General features: G+C 37.6%; 10 protein-coding genes. 8 read left to right on the top strand and 2 right to left on the bottom strand.

What is annotated here, in order from left to right; translation table 11 throughout:
- Window positions 1-9 precede the first annotated feature (9 nt).
- Together DXB58_RS17795 and DXB58_RS17790 are read right to left on the bottom strand one after the other, a co-directional pair.
- Window positions 10-1,290 carry a hypothetical protein gene (locus tag DXB58_RS17795; protein ID WP_122137724.1) on the bottom strand — a complete coding sequence of 427 codons (1,281 nt, stop codon included), beginning with the start codon at window positions 1,288-1,290 and terminating at the stop codon, window positions 10-12.
- 286 nt (window positions 1,291-1,576) lie between these two features.
- On the bottom strand, window positions 1,577-5,659 hold the full coding sequence (locus DXB58_RS17790) for a two-component regulator propeller domain-containing protein (RefSeq protein ID WP_122137723.1): 4,083 nt from the start codon (window positions 5,657-5,659) through the stop codon (window positions 1,577-1,579).
- A gap of 301 nt (window positions 5,660-5,960) precedes the next feature.
- Here DXB58_RS17790 and DXB58_RS17785 point away from each other — a divergent pair, with 301 nt between their 5' ends.
- From DXB58_RS17785 to DXB58_RS17750, 8 genes are all read left to right on the top strand, one after another.
- Window positions 5,961-7,475, top strand: a complete 1,515-nt coding sequence (locus DXB58_RS17785; RefSeq protein WP_122137748.1) for a carbohydrate binding domain-containing protein — start codon at window positions 5,961-5,963, stop codon at window positions 7,473-7,475.
- An 11-nt stretch (window positions 7,476-7,486) separates the two neighbouring features.
- Window positions 7,487-8,968, top strand: coding sequence for a family 43 glycosylhydrolase (locus DXB58_RS17780; RefSeq protein ID WP_122137722.1), 1,482 nt, complete (start codon window positions 7,487-7,489; stop codon window positions 8,966-8,968).
- A 58-nt stretch (window positions 8,969-9,026) separates the two neighbouring features.
- On the top strand, window positions 9,027-10,769 hold the full coding sequence (locus DXB58_RS17775; RefSeq protein WP_122137721.1) for a family 43 glycosylhydrolase: 1,743 nt from the start codon (window positions 9,027-9,029) through the stop codon (window positions 10,767-10,769).
- Between the two features lie 207 nt (window positions 10,770-10,976).
- A complete protein-coding gene (locus DXB58_RS17770; protein WP_120079222.1) occupies window positions 10,977-11,246 on the top strand; it encodes a hypothetical protein in 270 nt (89 codons plus the stop codon).
- 8 nt (window positions 11,247-11,254) lie between these two features.
- The gene (locus tag DXB58_RS17765) at window positions 11,255-11,809 is read left to right on the top strand and encodes a 1-acyl-sn-glycerol-3-phosphate acyltransferase (RefSeq protein WP_122137720.1); all 555 of its coding nucleotides are present in this window, start codon (window positions 11,255-11,257) and stop codon (window positions 11,807-11,809) included.
- Between the two features lie 105 nt (window positions 11,810-11,914).
- On the top strand, window positions 11,915-12,691 hold the full coding sequence (locus DXB58_RS17760) for an amidohydrolase (protein ID WP_074637368.1): 777 nt from the start codon (window positions 11,915-11,917) through the stop codon (window positions 12,689-12,691).
- Window positions 12,692-12,839: 148 nt separating this feature from the next.
- On the top strand, window positions 12,840-14,831 hold the full coding sequence (locus tag DXB58_RS17755) for a glucosamine-6-phosphate deaminase (protein WP_122137719.1): 1,992 nt from the start codon (window positions 12,840-12,842) through the stop codon (window positions 14,829-14,831).
- 194 nt (window positions 14,832-15,025) lie between these two features.
- Window positions 15,026-17,935, top strand: coding sequence for a xanthan lyase (locus DXB58_RS17750; protein ID WP_122137718.1), 2,910 nt, complete (start codon window positions 15,026-15,028; stop codon window positions 17,933-17,935).
- The last annotated feature ends 75 nt before the right edge of the window (window positions 17,936-18,010 follow it).

The raw sequence follows: 18,010 nt of genomic DNA, 5'->3' as shown, positions 1-18,010 counted from the left end.
TGTATTTATTTAATTTATAAAAATGGGGAATCCATCATTTATGCCTTTTTCATCCATTCTCCACTGGTTAAACATCTTTTTTTTGTCCACCCATTTGTTCAATAAATCGACAAATGAATCCTGTTTCATCTCACTATCACTGAAATATCTAAAAGAATCGGGTATTTTCATCGATCCATACATAATTCCATTCCAAACGTCAGAACGAATTTTATTTCCTTCGAAACGAGGCTTCTTGATAGTGGTCAGCTTACAAGATTCTTCACTCCAGTAACATGCGGCTCCATCACGATTGATACGGTCAATAGTTGGTATTACCAAATTATCAGAATCGGCAAAATAAGCATATACACCTACCAACCCGTCAGTGACAACAGGATATCCTGTACGAATTTTTCCAGAACTATAATTATTAGCAAACACAACTTTCCATGTAGAGACCTGTATTGGATGCAGATTTATATGCCCCGCAATACCACCTGCCACATCTCTCGCCATGATAATTCCTGTATTATAACAATTAGCCACAGTATCATTGGGAAGTTCTTTTAATCCAGTATCTTTTATTGACTTTTGATAAGGTTCCGTAAATTCACCTATAATACCTCCTACATGTTCATAACGTCCGATAATCTCTCCCCTATTAAAAGAATTATAAATAGCCCCACCTTCAAAATAGCCAATAATTCCTCCAACACAACGGTGACCATAAACCTTGCCATAATTACTACAGCCGACAATACGATTTTGTCCGGAAGAAAAACCTATAAGTCCACCGATAAAATTACGTTCATTTTCTACAATACCTTCATTTGAGCAATTCAATATCTGCGTATTATAAGATATATAACCAGCAATAGCGCCAACATAATTGTATGCAATGATATGAGAATAGCGAATATGAGTATTTTTCACTGTTGCTTTCTTCAAAAAGCCAAAGAGTCCTTGAAAAAAGGTTTCAGAACCAGCTTTCGTAAATAGACCTGCGATATAGTGTCCATTCCCATCAAAAGTACCTTCAAAAGGGCTCTTGGATGTTCCAATGGGAGTCCATGACTTTATTTTTGTTTGTCGACTCCACCTTTGCCATCCGATTGTATCATTTAACCAAATGTCAGCTGATAATTTGACCACTTTTCCTTCATAAGAATTTCCATTATTCACAGACTCTGAAAAAGCTCTTAGCCCTTCAGCAGTAGAAATTATTAATGGACTCTCCACATGCTGTGCCGCATGTATTATAGAAATAAAAGTCAAATACATGCTCAATATAAAAAATCGTTTTTTCATTTACATAGAATTAAAATTAGTACTCATTTATCAAATGACAAAATTGAGACTTTCCCCGGAAGTTAAAGTACAGAAATCAATCAAATGGGTTTAAAATTGGAGCAATCATAAAATAACTTATTTATGTTATCATAGCTAATCCAAAAATGATTCATGAAGTTCGAAAATCAATTATTTTTTAAGTAATAAGAATTAATACACCTAAGAAATATCATGAATATCAACTATAAATTCACTGTCGATATTCATGATAGATCACACAAAAATTAATATGTTTATAATTTACTCATTTATTTTTAGTATCTGCTTTTTGAAACTCTTTAGGAGTTACCCCAAATTCTTCCTTAAAACAAGTTGAAAAATATTTTGGATTAGAGAATCCACAAGTATACGCAACCTCTGATACAGAAATTGATTTGTTTTTCAGCATCTTTACCCCCTGTTTCAAACGGACATTCCGGATAAATTCAACCGGAGACAAACCTATTATCGCCTTTGTCTTACGATAAAGAGAAGATTTAGACATAGCCAAAGCATCTGCCAACTGAATTACGTCAAATGTAGAAGAAGATAAGTTTTCTTGTATAACCTCTATTACCTTCTTCAAGAATTCTTTATCAATATCCGTTGCATCCAACAAATTAAAATTTATATCTTCTATATCAGTACGAAATTCTTCCTGCTTAGTCTTTTTATCCATTAAAAAATTATCAAGACGCGCTTCAAGCACCTTCAGTTCAAAAGGTTTGGATATATAAGCATTAGCTCCGGCATTATAACATTCAATACGATCTTCTGCCGTATTTTTCGCTGTTAATAGAATAATAGGTATATGACTCGTTTCTAAATTTCCCTTAATGGCACGACATAATTCCAGACCATCCATTTCGGGCATCATAACATCACTTACTATAATATCGACTTCATTATCTTTCATCAGTTCAAAAGCTTCTATTCCATTTTTTGCCATTATAATATGATAACGTCTAGATAAAATACGCTCCATCAGATATAATAATTCTTCATTATCCTCTACCAATAACAGACGAATGTCACTAACCATAGCATCTGTATTCCCTCCTTCAAACTGCTCCCAATTCTCCATATCAACATCTATGATATCTGTTCTACTCTCCTTGATTAGCCCCTGAAATGCCCCAACATTTATCTCGTCCTCTACATAACTCTCTTTATCAATAGGAATTATTACAGTAAATGAAGTTCCCTTTTCTATTTCACTCTCTACACTAATTGTTCCGTGGTGTAATTCTAATAAATCTTTTGTAAGTGAAAGTCCAATGCCATTGGTTTCACTAGACACCCAATGTTGATTAGTATAAAACCGCGTAAATATCTTATCTAAATCTTCCGAAGCAATTCCCTTACCTGTATCACTGATAATAATAGATAAATAAATATGACCATTCTGCAAATAAGTCGATAATATGGTCTTTATTTCTCCTCCTTCTTCCGTATATTTACAAGCATTAGACAAAAGGTTAAAAACGACTTTATCTATTTTGTCTGCATCAAAATATGCCTGTATCGTTTCCTCTGATGATTCAAAAGTGAAAGTCAACTTTTTCTTTTGAATTAAAGGCATAAAATTAGATTTACAAACATCACGAATGAAAGATACAATATCTCCGGAAGTCACTTTCAATCTCATATTCCCACTCTCAACTTTACGGAAGTCAAGTATCTGTTGTAACAACCTTTTCAAACGATTTACATTAGCACGAATCATTTCAAACTGCGGAATCTTATTTTTATAAGTGATTTCTGCATCATCAATCAAACAAGTAACAATAGTCAACGGAGTGAGAAGATCATGCGAAATATTTGTAAAATAGCGCAATTTTGCTTGAACGAGCTCTTCCGATTTTTCCTTTTCAATCTGAACTATTCTCAACTCGTGACGCAATTGCATCCTTCGCTTTGTTCTATAATAAAATGAATAACCAGCCAATAAAACAAACATAATATAAGCTGTATAAGCCCACCAGGTTTCGTAAAATGCTGGAGCTTTGTCTACTTGTATCTTTGTCACAAGACTACTCCATAGCCCGTTTACATCTGTCGCCTTCACACAAAAAGAACGTTTCCCTTTTGGAAGCCGATTATAATAAGCAAAACGACGTCCATCTTTAATATATACCCAGTCTTTATCTACTCCTTCCATTTTATAAGCATACTGTATTTTGGTTGGGAAGCTATAATTTAAGGAAGAAAAATCAATTTCAATATTCTGATCTTCAGCATGTAGTTTTAATGTCCGTTTAAGCAAATTAAAACGTTCATTAGTCTTTCCTGTCAATAATGACTCGTCATCCATTTTCACATCTACAATATGTGTCCGGATTTTCTTTGGTTTATCAGCCAACTGTTTATAAGGTACAAACACAGCAATCCCCCTGTTCCCTCCATAAAACATCTCTCCGGTTGGGCTTTTGAAACAAGAATGTTTAGGGAAAGAGTTTACAACAATATCCTGTCCAGCCTGATAACTAATTTGCCCTCCAGTTTTAGGATCATATTCTATAATCTTCTTGTTCGTAGAAATCCAAAGATGACCTGTATCATCCATCTTCATATCCTGTACCCCCTCTGTTAAGGTAGGAAATATATCCGAATAATCCTCAACCGTTTTTGTCTTTTGGTTATATAGAAAAACATAGCCTTCTTGACTTCCCATCCATACTCGTCCTTCTTGATCAGTACATAAGTCTTCGATATTATTACTTATCAAACGTCCTGACTCCATATCAAACCTCACTATATTTTCTTTTTTAATCTGGAAATTTTCAGATACAGTCAAACAAAAAACGCCATTGCGTCTAGTACTAACCCATATATGTCCCAAATTATCTTCAGCTAAGCCTGTTATTTCTCTTTGAAGAAAACCTGTTTCCTTTAATACATCATGACTATTAGCAGGTTTTACCAATAATCCCAATGAGGTTACAATCCATACATTCTGTTTTTTATCTTCATAAAAGAATTGTGGGTTATTGCCTGTCCCTTTTGTATATTGCTGCAAATTTATACAAGAAATAAGTCGTACTTTTCCATTCTCCTTTCTCATTGTATAAATACACGGTTGATAAGATGGACCGACCCAGATTTCATCATTTGCAGAAGAATATCCTATGAAATTAATAGTCTCCATACCTGGCAAACCATTCAAGTCCGGTATATCCTTATACCAGATAATCTTATCACTATTTTTATTATAAATTCCTAATCCTAAGCGATTTTGATTTATCCAGATGTCTCCATCCTTATCCTTATAAATAGCTTGGATATTGGTAGTTAAGCCTATTGTCTTCTTAATAGAGGGCATCGGATAATTTAAAATAACAGGTTTATCCATATTAATATAAGATACTCCCTCATTAAAGGAAGCAATCCACAAATTACCTGCTTTATCCTTACATATTTCACTAAATATATTATTCAATTTTGAAGAAATATCACTAATATCAACAGTCTCTACCAGATTATCTACTCTTTTCCGAATGGCATAAAGTCCCCGAGCACTAACTAACCAAAGATATCCATATCTATCATCCTGCTGAATGCTGAAAAATGTCCCATTTTCCGGTAATTCACCATCCCTAGCACTTTTAACTGGTATATAAATTTGCTCTTTTTTTTCTTCCGGATAAAATTTATAAAGTCCCTCTCCCCAAGTACCTATCCAATGCTGTTTTTTATCATCCTGAAAAACACAAAACGGATTGTTCTCTTTACCAACCGCTGGGTATTTAACAAAAGTATCTTTCACCCGGTCATAGCGGAATATCCCCTTTCTCCAAAAAGTTACCCAAATATTATTATCAACATCTTCATAAATAGAGTTCACACTAGTGATTGGTAAAGAATTGTCATATCTTTTGCAAGAAGAAAAATCACTGGAACATCTGTATAGAGCAATGTAAGTACCTACCCAAATATATCCTTTAGAATCAAAAAGAATTGAACGTATTTCCTGATCTTTTAATTCTTCATTATCCACATGATAAATTTCATAAGTTTTCTTATTTAATATATTCAACCCTTTCTTTGTACCAATCAATACACGTTCCCATGAATCAGTGATACTTGTTATTTGATTATCTGTCAAAAGATTCGGGGTCGTTTTTCCAGATCGGAAAGTCAATACTCGATAGCCATCGTAACGTGATAACCCTTCACGAGTACCAAACCACATAAAACCTTCGCGATCCTGAAAAATTCTTTGTACAGAATTAGAAGGTAATTGCCCACCTAAAGGAAGTATGTCAACAGACAATTGTTGCGCAGCAATGAAACTCCATATATTAAAGATAAATGGCAGAAATATGGTAATCCATTTCTTTATTTCCATAGTACTTTTATTATTTTAGCACAATATTAAAGCAAAATATATTTTCAAGCAAGTCATTTAACTATAAAATAGAACTAAAATGATATGAAATGATGTTTATGAATGATTTTCAAACCTCATGAATGATTTTTAGACCTACTTTTTCCTCCATAAAAACTATTAATTCAAAATTATACGTATTTGATTAATTCAAGGACTCTTATCATAAATAGTTTCTGCAACTTTGCAAACGAGAAATAAACAGAGTGGAAACATGAATTTATTATTTAGAAATAAAATAATCACTTATAATTTTTTGATCATGAAAACAAACTATTTCAAATCTATTTTTCTAACATTGTCAATGAGTGTTATCACAAATAATATTTGGGCAATGTACTCATCTGCATTTTCCTGCGTACAGGAAATAAATCAAACTAAAGATGAAAAAGACAAGGAAAAAGAATCTGATGATGACAATGGCATTACTGATGAAAAGAACAATGCTCCAATATTAACTGTAAACGGAACTGGAAAATCAGCTACATTTACAATTAATACTGGAAACCTACAACATGACCAACCTATACAAATTACCGTTCCACATGGTTTCAGTGTTAGTCCAACCAATATACCTGCAAACACTAAGAATGCCAAAATTACAGTCACACTGAATAGCACTAAAAAAGAGACTAAAGGCATAATTGTTCTGCGTAGCGGAGACAGCAGATCCTACATCAGAATACAAGGAATAGGCACTCCTCTCCCTACTAAAACAATAGCGGAATCTCCCATTTATAAAGGAGGAAAGAATGAAACCTTTGAAAACACCAAGTTTAAACCGACTGAAAAAGGATATACCGTTGAGTTCAGAGTGAAAATAAATGAAGAGGGAGATGAGTTCCACCCCTATATGGTAGATAATGATGGGTATGGCATAAAAGGTTTCGTGGCCTCAACTTCAATAGGCGTTTATAATTCCAATAGTCAGAAAGGATTTAGTAATCCTCTAACTAAACAAGAAGGAGGATTAGGCAAATTCTACAATAATGACAATCGCATGCATACTTACCGTTATGCAATCACCCCAGACAAAAGAGCTTTTGTTTATCGCGATGGATTCCCTATTGATACCATACGTCTAGCAGATTACGGAAATCAGTCGGACTTTGCTGTTGCAAACGGTGAACCCAAAGAGAATCTTTTAAAAAATCCAGGATTTGAGGGAGAATATGATTATATGGATGGAGGAAAATTAGTAAAAGCAGTAGAAGGATGGAATATTGCAATCCTCGATCGTTGGAATAATGAACAATTCATCCTTCCTCAAGAAATAGACAATGAACAAGATTTTAATAACCATATTTTTCGTATCAAGCCTTATAAATGGGCAGGTGGCTGGGGAAACGGCAACATTAACCAAACAATTGATGTTGCCCCTAATGAAACATACACTTTATCTGCACTAGCTAGAGGAGGACTTGATAAGAAAAAGGGAACATTAACAGCGAAAATGTTCATCCAAGAAGTAGAAGACCGTGAAAAGAAAGTAGAGACAGAAATAGCCAGTGATACTTGGGAAACTTATTCTTTGGATTTCACAACCTCTCCTACCTGTAAGCAAATACGTGTAATATTTCAGATTCAGGCAGGAACATGGGGAGCCAATATCTCTCCTCTAGATGTAGATAATGTAAAACTTACCGGAACATCTAGAACCTATTCTCCTAAAATCGGCTTCGAAAATAATAATGCCGAAATAGAATATTTCACTTATGATTTAAGTGGTGCTTATGCTCCGGAACAACCTGAAATAACTATTAATATTACAGAATAAATAACGAAAACATGAAGATTATTCTACTTATCTGTTTTGTTTTCTCATTCAATACTATCTTTTCACAAAACGCCCAGATTAGTCCGGGTGTTTTGTGGAATGATATAAATGGTGAACAAATTAATGCGCATGGCGGGTGTGTCGTTTTTAACAATGGCTATTATTATTGGTTTGGAGAAGATCGTACCGGCGCAGTCTCCAACGGAGTCAGTTGCTATCAATCCAAAGACTTATATAATTGGAAAAGACTGGGACTCTCATTAAAGACAAAAGGAGAAGCCAGAGAAGACATGAATGACATATCTCAAGGACGTTTATTTGAACGTCCCAAAGTTATTTATAATCCTAAAACAAACAAATGGGTTATGTGGACTCATTGGGAAAGCGGTAAGGGTTACGGAGCTGCACGAGTTTGCGTAGCAACCAGTGATAAAGTAGAGGGGCCTTATATACTACATAAGACCTTTCGTCCCAATAAAAATGAATCACGTGATCAAACCGTGTTCGTTGATTCCGATGGAAAAGCATATCATTTCTGTTCAACAGACATGAATACCAACATGAATATATCACTTCTTAGAGATAACTATCTGGAACCCACTCCGACAGAAATAAAAATATTAAAGGGGCTTAAATACGAAGCTCCCGCTATTTTCAAAGTTGGTGATATTTACTACGGACTCTTTTCCGGTTGTACAGGATGGGCACCTAATCCTGGAAAGACAGCTTATAGTACTGAAATATTAGGAAAATGGAATACAGGTCCCAATTTCGCAGTAGATAAGCTCAAACAAGTAACCTATAACTCACAAAGTTGCTATGTTTTTAAAGTGAACGGTAAAGAAAAGGCTTATGTTTACATGGGCGACCGTTGGAATTCTAAAAATGTAGAAAAATCACATCATGTATGGCTACCTATCAGTATGCGTTCAGGATATCCTGTAGTAAAATGGTATGACCAATGGAATCTAAATGTATTCAATCGCATGTACCGTTACAAACGAGCAGAGAGCATCATTCCTAATAATATTTATTCATTATTAGAAAAAGAATCAGACCGCCTTATATCTAAGCCAGCTAATGGTTTCAGCATAACCGACGATAATGATGACATAAATTTGAGTTTTGAATTTATTAAAACAAGTGCTCCAAATGTATACAAACTGAAAGACATCAAAACTGGGAAGTTTTTAGAATCATTATTTGGAACTATGCGTTTGAACCCTGAAAAGAAAGACGATACTCAAAATTGGATATTCAATCTACAGGAGGACGGATATTACCAAATACAAAATGCTAAAGATAAGAAATGCATCACTGTTTCCGGTTCAAATACATTTAACGGGACCAATCTGTATCTTACCGATTATTCAAAAAAACTAATGCAGGAGTTTGCCGTATATTTCGATTCTGAGAAATACAAGTATAAAGAAGCGGACATATTCTCCGCTACATACAGGGCTAATAATCTGCAACAAATGAAAATCAAATAATTTTCTCGTGTGTAAAATCAAATAAAAACACTCAAGAATCAATTCAATCAATTGTATTATGAATAAAGTTAAAATTCTTTTTTTATTCTCTTTTATATGGGTTTGTGTTCTATCGACACTTTCTTCTTTCGCTGCTCATACTAAAGATATAACAACAGAATCTACTGATGTTTGGGCGGTCACCGCTACTGCATTTAAACTTGTTGGTGAGAAAGATGTCAGAAATATAAAGCTAAATTGGATGCAGTTGGAAGATGCCGATCTCTATAAGATATACCGAGATGGTACTCTAATCGGAGAAGCCAAAGGAGATACCTATGATGACTATGGTTTGGCAAACGGAAAAACGTTTACTTATTATGTAGAGGCATTCAAAAACGGACAGAAAGTAGCCACATCCATCTCACAACAAGCCAGCACATTTACCCCTATTGGTGAAGGAAGAGTATATGATAATCTGAATGGCAAATATATAACTAAAGCTACTTCCGACAAACCACAGGGTATGCAAATCGGCGATCTGTATTTCTCCTACAAAATAGAAAATGTAGAAAAAGAGGTAGACGGACAAAAAGTAAAAGGCTGGTTAGTTACCGAAAGCTATTCAAAGACCGGACTCAACGGAAGCTGGAGTACTCCCCGGGAATTAGCTTTTTATCCTAATGTGAAATTTGAGGGCAATGCTTTCCGATATAATCCAAAAACAGGAAAGGTGGTATTATCTTCACATTATGAGGATCAAAGTGGTTATGTTGCAGCCAAGATTTATCTGGCACAAATCACTCCAAAAGGCAAACTGGAAGTGGGTACAATGGAACGGCCATTGGGACATGACTCAAGAGACCAGTCACTTTTCATAGATGACGATAATACAGCATACCTTCTATCTGCCACCAATACAAATAAGGACATAAACATCTATAAATTAGATGAGTCTTGGACTAAGCCTGTTGCATTAGTCAATACAATATGCAAAGGGCTGCACAGAGAAACTCCCGCTATTATTAAAAGAGACGGAGAATATTATTTTTTCAGTTCAAAAGCTTCCGGATGGTACCCCAGTCAAACTGTATATACAGCTTCATCAGATTTAGCAGGTGAATGGACGCCAGTAAGAGAAATCGGCAATAATACAACTTTCGACGCCCAGTTCAACAGAATCAGTATGGTAAAAAACACCTGTGGGGTATGGAGTTACCACTGGGGAGCACAACGGAAATATAAAACTCCAGATGGTAATTTCCCGAGAATTTCTATCGCTGCATTCAATAAAGGATATGCTTCGATGGATTATTACAGATATGTGGAATTTAATGAGCAATATGGACTCATACCTATACAGAATGGCAAAAATCTGACATTAAACACCACTGTGAAAGCTATGGTTCCAGGTGTGAAAGGAATCAAAGCTGATTGTATCATTGACGGAGCCAATCTGGATTCTTCAGCTTATTTCCAGAAAAGTTCGAATGCACCTACAGGCGTACCTTACATGTTTATTATAGACATGCAAAAAGAAGCAAATATTTCAGAGATTAACCTTTCTACAAGACTAGTCAATGGTTCTGAAGCTGCCTACAAATATACGATTGAAGGAAGTACAAATGGAAAGAGTTATAAAATGCTTGTGGATGGTAGACAAAACTGGCAAGTAGGATTTCTGATCTTAAACATTGAAGATCCTGCATCTTACAGATATTTGCGTTTGAGAGTATACGGTGTTGTGAATGTACATAAAGGCAATTCTGCCATGTGGGCAGATGGTATTTACGAATTTGCAGCTTTTGGGACTCCACAGTAAGTTAGATAACTTTGTTAGGAAAGTAATTTAGTAGTCAAAGCCGGTCAGCTGTTTTAAGCAGTGAACCGGCTTTTGTTTATATACATATAAAAGATATTAAAAGCCTCTTACTTTTCATTTTTTCCCGCCATTATTCGCCCAAATCAAAGAAAGTGCCTATCTTTACCGCAAGTATTTTTTTATTATTCACCATTAAATATAAAGATTATGGCAAGTAGAAGAGAACTCAAAAAGAACGTAAACTATATCGCAGGAGAATTATTCACCGAGTGTTTAATCAACAGCATGTTCATCCCCGGTACGAACAAAGCGAAAGCTGATGAACTGATGGCAGAGGTACTGAAAATGCAGGATGAGTTTGTTACTCGTATCAGCCATACAGAACCGGGCAACGTGAAAGGTTTTTATAAGAAATTCCGTGCAGACTTTAATGCAAAGATTAACGAGATTATTGAAGCTATCGGAAAATTGAACTAAAAGCAGAAATGAAAAAAGCAATTTATAGCTTTATCTATTACCGCCTGTTAGGATGGAAGACAAACGTTACGGTGCCTAATTATGATAAATGCGTGATATGTGCCGCTCCACACACAACCAACCTTGATTTATTTATTGGAAAACTATTTTATGGTGCTATAGGCCGTAAGACAAGTTTCATGATGAAAAAAGAATGGTTTTTCTTTCCGCTTGGCGTTTTTTTCAGAGCAGTTGGCGGAATTCCCGTTGATCGCAGTCGAAAAACTTCGCTAGTAGATCAGATGGTTCATAATTTTGCTGAATATAAAAAGTTTAATTTGGCTATCACTCCCGAAGGAACCCGCAAAGCGAATCCAAACTGGAAAAAAGGCTTTTATTTTATAGCCTTGAAAGCCCAGGTTCCTATCGTCCTGATTGGTATTGATTACAGCAAGAAAACAATCTCTGCAACGAAAGCCATCATGCCGTCAGGAGATATTAATAAGGACATGAAAGAAATCAAACTTTATTTCAAGGATTTCAAAGGAAAACATCCGGAGAATTTTGCTCTTGGAGAGCTTTAAATTCAATTATTAAGTATCCAGTATTAAGTATTAATCGTAGCTTACAACATACAATTTGAGCGCATGGTATAATACTTAATACTTAAAACCTAATACTTAGTTAGTATGGAGTCTATCCGTATTTCCATCATACAAACCGATATTGTTTGGGAAAATAAACAAGAAAATCTCCGTTTACTCCACGAAAAGCTGCAAAGTCTTCGCGGAATAACGGAGATTGTTGTTTTACCGGAGATGTTTTCCACCGGATTCAGCATGCAGAGTAAAATGCTGGCAGAACCGAACTCCGGAGCAACCATTACAACACTCAAACAATGGGCTGCCCAATTTCAGCTAGCCATTTGTGGAAGTTATATAGCAACTGAAAACGACCAGTTCTATAATCGGGCCTTCTTCCTGACACCGGAAGGAGAAGAATTCTATTATGACAAACGTCACCTGTTTCGTATGGGAAGGGAAGCAGAACATTTTTCGGCCGGTGATAAACGACTTATCATCCCCTATCGTGGATGGAATATCTGCCTGTTAGTTTGCTATGATCTCCGTTTTCCCGTATGGAGCCGGAACGTAAACAACGAGTACGACCTTTTAATATATGTAGCCAACTGGCCTATCCCCCGCCGTCTGGTCTGGGATACTCTGCTCCGGGCTCGTGCTTTGGAAAATCAATGCTATGTATGCGGTGTCAACAGGGTGGGCATAGACGGATATCAGCTTACATATAATGGAGGAAGCAAAGTTTATTCTGCTTTCGGAGAAGAAATCGGCTCATTTCCAGATGAAAAGGAAGGAATAGCTACTGTGAGTCTTAATCTGAACACTCTCAACCAATTCAGAGAGAAGTTCCCGGTATGGAAAGATGCAGACGAATTCCATCTGTAACATTGGCAAAATAACAAATGTTAAAAACAGAATCTTGCAGCAACAATACCTAGAACTCGGTAGTTAATTATATAGACTTCTTTTGTATCTTTGTCGTGAAAATACAGTCGTAAGGACGCTAATCTTACATAACTTAATTAACAACTTTATGAAAACAAATCTTAGTTCTCAAATCAGTCTCCACCGGGTCTCCCCCAGATACTACAGACCGGAGAATGCATTTGAAAAATCAGTCTTGACAAGACTCGAGAAAATTCCTACGGACATCTACGAATCCGTAGAAGAAGGTGCTAACTATATTGCGCGCGAAATAGCACAAACCATCCACGAAAAACAAAAGGCAGGACGTTTCTGTGTATTGGCTCTCCCCGGAGGTGATTCACCCAGCCACGTATATACCGAGCTTATCCGTATGCATAGGGAAGAGGGTCTTAGCTTCCGCAATGTGATCGTATTTAATATGTATGAGTATTATCCGTTGTCTCCCGATGCTATCAACAGCAACTTCAATGCTTTGAAGAATATGTTGCTGGATCACATAGACATTGACAAGCAGAATATATTCACTCCCGATGGAAGCATTGCCAAAGATACTATCTTTGAATATTGCCGCCTGTACGAACAACGCATTGAAAGCTTCGGAGGCATTGATATTGCTTTGTTAGGTATCGGTCGTGTAGGTAACATTGCATTCAACGAACCGGGTTCCCGACTGAACTCTACCACTCGTCTGATTTTGTTGGATAACGCATCACGCAATGAGGCATCCAAGATTTTCGGAACGTTGGATAATACTCCGATCAGTTCTATTACAATGGGAGTAGCCACTATTCTTGGTGCAAAGAAAGTGTATCTGCTTGCCTGGGGCGAGAATAAAGCAGCTATGATTAAAGAATGTGTGGAAGGTGCAATCACTGACACAATTCCTGCTTCTTACCTGCAAACTCACAACAATGCACATGTGGCTCTCGATCTTTCAGCAGCCATGAACTTAACACGTATCCAACGTCCGTGGTTAGTCACTTCTTGCGAATGGAACGATAAGTTAATTCGTAGCGCTATTGTTTGGTTGTGTCAGCTGACCGGCAAACCGATTCTGAAGTTGACGAATAAAGACTATAATGAAAACGGTTTGAGTGAGCTTTTGGCGCTTTATGGTTCTGCATACAATGTAAATATCAAAATCTTCAATGATTTACAGCACACCATTACCGGATGGCCGGGTGGTAAGCCTAATGCTGATGATACCTATCGTCCGGAACGCGCAAAACCGTATCCGAAACGTGTGGTCATCTTCTCTCCGCATCCGGATGATGATGTTATTTCAATGGGTGGTACGCTTCGCCGCTTGGTAGAGCAAAAGCACGAAGTACACGTAGCTTACGAAACTTCCGGTAATATCGCCGTAGGTGACGAAGAAGTTGTTCGTTTCATGCATTTCATCAATGGATTCAATCAGCTCTTCAATAACAGCGAAGATTTGGTTATCAATGAAAAATATATAGAAATACGTAATTTCCTGAAGGAGAAGAAAGACGGTGATATGGACAGCCGTGATATTCTGACTATCAAAGGTCTGATTCGTCGCGGTGAAGCCCGTACAGCTTGTACTTATAATAATATACCGCTGGAACGTTGCCACTTCCTCGATCTGCCATTCTATGAAACAGGTAAGATTCAGAAAAACCCGATCAGTGAAGCAGACGTAGAAATTGTACGCAACTTGCTCCGTGAAATAAAACCTCATCAGATTTTTGTTGCTGGTGACTTAGCCGACCCACATGGAACTCACCGTGTATGTACAGATGCTGTATTTGCTGCTGTCGATCTTGAAAAAGAAGAAGGTGCCAAATGGCTGAAAGACTGTCGTATCTGGATGTACCGTGGTGCATGGGCTGAATGGGAAATCGAGAATATTGAAATGGCAGTGCCTATCAGTCCGGAAGAACTTCGTGCAAAACGTAACTCTATCCTGAAACATCAGTCGCAAATGGAAAGCGCTCCGTTCCTGGGTAACGACGAACGTTTGTTCTGGCAACGTAGTGAGGATCGTAACCGTGGTACAGCTACTTTGTACGATCAGTTGGGACTGGCTTCTTACGAAGCAATGGAAGCATTTGTAGAATATATTCCATTATAAGAGTAATCATTCTTAATTAAGAGAATATAAAACAATGAAAGAAGAGTGGGAAGTTTCGATACTCCTCGCTCTTTTTTGTTTATTTTTGCGGGGAGAATTAAACGCAGATTAACGCAGATTTTCGCAAAGAAAAATAGAATAAAACAATCTGCGATAATCCGTGATAATCTGCGTTTAGCAAAAAAGCAAAAAGTATGAAGAAAATAATAGTATTTTTTCTAGGCCTTACATTCAGTGCAACTTTTCTTTTTGCGCAGGATATTGAAAGGAATGTAAAAGAACGGTTAACAGATTATTTCGGCAAATATACCGCAACAGCTAAAATCAGCACCCCTAAACTGAATAGCTTCGATATTAATTACGACCGTAAGACGATTGCAATCTATGCATCGGAGAGCTTCGCCTATCAGCCTTTCCGACCGGAAACTGTAGAAAACATTTATAATCAAGTAAAAGAGTTGCTTCCGGGTCCCGTTCATTATTACCAACTCACCATTTATGCGGATGGGAAACCCATTGAAGATTTGGTACCTAATTTCTACCGGAATAAGAAAAAGGATAAAGAGCGGTTATCCTTAAATGTAGATTATAAAGGAGCTCCCTGGGTGAAAAACACCTCACGTCCTAATGAAATCTCACGCGGACTACAAGACCGCCACATTGCAATCTGGCAAAGCCACGGCAACTATTTCAAAAATGATAAAAACGAATGGGGATGGCAACGTCCCCGATTATTCTGCACCACAGAAGATATGTTCACTCAATCTTTTGTCCTTCCTTATGTAATTCCAATGCTGGAAAATGCAGGAGCGATTGTCTATACTCCCCGCGAACGAGATACACAAAAGAATGAAATCATTGTAGATAATGATACCCCCAATGCTTCCCTTTATTTGGAAATGGGGGGTAAAAAGATTAATTGGGCAAATGCTCCGGTAAGAGGATTTGCTCAGAAGAAAACAATCTATAAAGAGGAAGAAAATCCTTTCACTGACGGGACCTGTCGTTTTATTCCGACAGAGAGAAAGAAAAAGAAGAATAAAGACCAGGTATTTGCCGAATGGGTGCCTACTCTGCCGGCAACAGGCAAGTATGCTGTTTATGTTTCCTACCAGACATTACCCAACAGTGTAAGCGACGCCAAATATCTGGTATTTCATAACGGTGGAGTTACCGAATTCAAAGTAAACCAAAAGATAGGTGGAGGCACATGGGTTTATCTCGGCACTTTTGAATTTGACAAAGGGAACAATGACTACGGCATGGTGGTTCTTAGCAACGAGAGCAGCGAACATGGAGTTGTATGTGCCGATGCAGTACGTTTTGGAGGAGGAATGGGTAACATTGCCCGCGGAGGAAGAATCAGTGGGCTACCGCGTTACTTGGAAGGAGCACGCTACTCTGCTCAATGGGCGGGAATGCCATACGAAGTATATGCCGGACGAAAAGGTGAAAACGACTATACAGACGATATTAACACACGCTCTAACGTTATCAATTATTTATCGGGTAGTTCCGTCTATAACCCACAACAGTCGGGTCTGGGCGTACCTTTGGAAATGACGATGGCATTGCACAGTGACGCCGGATGCAGCAAAACAGACGAACTGATCGGATCACTCGGCATTTACACCACCGATTTCAATAATGGCAAACTGAATGCAGGAACAGACCGGTATGCCTCACGTGATCTGGCAGACATTCTGCTGACACAGATTCAGAAAGATATTTATTCAAGCTACAGCTTGCCGTGGACACGCCGCAGCATGTGGAACCGGAATTATAGCGAAACACGTCTTCCGGCTACGCCTTCTACGATTATCGAACTACTCTCCCACCAGAACTTCGCAGATATGCAGTTAGGACATGATCCGAACTTTAAATTTACAGTGGGACGTGCCATCTACAAAGGTATTTTGCAGTTCATTACCAGCCAGCATGATAAAGAATACATTGTTCAGCCTCTGCCTGTGAGCAATTTCGCCATTCAATTCGGAAAGAAAAAGAATACATTAGAACTTTCATGGAAAGGCGAAGACGATCCGCAAGAACCGACTGCACGACCACGGGAATACATTGTATATACCCGCATCGGTTATGGAGGTTTTGACAATGGCACTTTAGTCAGCAAAACGTCCCACACCGTTAAGATAGAACCGGGACTTGTTTATTCATTCAAAGTAACTGCTGTAAACCGGGGCGGGGAAAGTTTTCCTTCTGAAATCCTCTCCGCTTATAAAGCCAAACGTGAACAGGGAAAAGTCATCATCATCAATGGCTTTGACAGAATCAGCGGTCCGGCGGTCGTTAACACTTCTGATAAAGCTGGATTCGATCTAATGCAAGATCCCGGCGTTCCGTATATATCGAATATTTCATTTTGCGGAGCACAAACCGGCTTCGACCGTACACAAGCCGGTAAAGAAGGAAAAGGAAGTCTGGGGCATAGTGGAAGCGAATTAGAAGGAATGAAAATTGCAGGAAACACGTTCGACTATCCTTTTATTCACGGAAAAGCGATTCAGGCAGCCGGAAAATATAGCTTCGTATCATGCAGCGACGAAGCGGTAGAGAACGGATTGGTTACATTAGAAGATTATCCGGTGGTAGATTATATTTTGGGACTGGAAAAAGAAGATCCTGCAAGTAAAGCATATTACAAGACATTCTCTTCGGCTATGCAACGGATTATGACCAGTTATTGCCAAGCGGGAGGTAACCTGTTTGTCAGTGGTGCTTATGTAGGAAGTGATATGAGTGGAACACAAGGAAACCGGGAGTTTACGGAGAAAATACTGAAATATGGTTATCAAGGTAGCCTGACGGATAAGAGTTCGAATCAGATTAAAGGATTGGGCCGTACTATAACAATCCCACGTCTGCCTAATGAAAGCAGTTATGCTGTACCTGCTGCGGATTGTATTGTTCCCGTAGATACTGCCTTCCCCGTATTTACGTATGCACCCGGCAATCAGAGTGCAGGTATTGCCTACAAAGGAAACTACCGTACTTTTGTATTGGGCTTTCCTTTTGAAAGTATTCAGTCTGAAGCAGACCGGGCAACCATTATGGCAGGCATCCTGGGATTCTTTACTCAAAAATAAAAAATATCCTTTTTTTTTAATCCGTTTTTCATTTTAAATTCTATCTTTGCTACTATAATAACCTTTAAAACTAAA

This window comes from Bacteroides sp. OM05-10AA (assembly GCF_003439055.1).
GTDB lineage: Bacteria > Bacteroidota > Bacteroidia > Bacteroidales > Bacteroidaceae > Bacteroides > Bacteroides intestinigallinarum.
This window is presented reverse-complemented; position numbering and strand designations above follow the sequence as displayed.

What these genes read in the sequence shown, in the direction of transcription:
- DXB58_RS17795 (WP_122137724.1), bottom strand. Translation starts at nt 1,290, where the DNA reads ATGAAAAAACGATTTTTTATATTGAGCATGTATTTGACTTTTATTTCT.
- DXB58_RS17790 (WP_122137723.1), bottom strand. Translation starts at nt 5,659, where the DNA reads ATGGAAATAAAGAAATGGATTACCATATTTCTGCCATTTATCTTTAAT.
- DXB58_RS17785 (WP_122137748.1), top strand. Translation starts at nt 5,961, where the DNA reads ATGAAAACAAACTATTTCAAATCTATTTTTCTAACATTGTCAATGAGT.
- DXB58_RS17780 (WP_122137722.1), top strand. Translation starts at nt 7,487, where the DNA reads ATGAAGATTATTCTACTTATCTGTTTTGTTTTCTCATTCAATACTATC.
- DXB58_RS17775 (WP_122137721.1), top strand. Translation starts at nt 9,027, where the DNA reads ATGAATAAAGTTAAAATTCTTTTTTTATTCTCTTTTATATGGGTTTGT.
- DXB58_RS17770 (WP_120079222.1), top strand. Translation starts at nt 10,977, where the DNA reads ATGGCAAGTAGAAGAGAACTCAAAAAGAACGTAAACTATATCGCAGGA.
- DXB58_RS17765 (WP_122137720.1), top strand. Translation starts at nt 11,255, where the DNA reads ATGAAAAAAGCAATTTATAGCTTTATCTATTACCGCCTGTTAGGATGG.
- DXB58_RS17760 (WP_074637368.1), top strand. Translation starts at nt 11,915, where the DNA reads ATGGAGTCTATCCGTATTTCCATCATACAAACCGATATTGTTTGGGAA.
- DXB58_RS17755 (WP_122137719.1), top strand. Translation starts at nt 12,840, where the DNA reads ATGAAAACAAATCTTAGTTCTCAAATCAGTCTCCACCGGGTCTCCCCC.
- DXB58_RS17750 (WP_122137718.1), top strand. Translation starts at nt 15,026, where the DNA reads ATGAAGAAAATAATAGTATTTTTTCTAGGCCTTACATTCAGTGCAACT.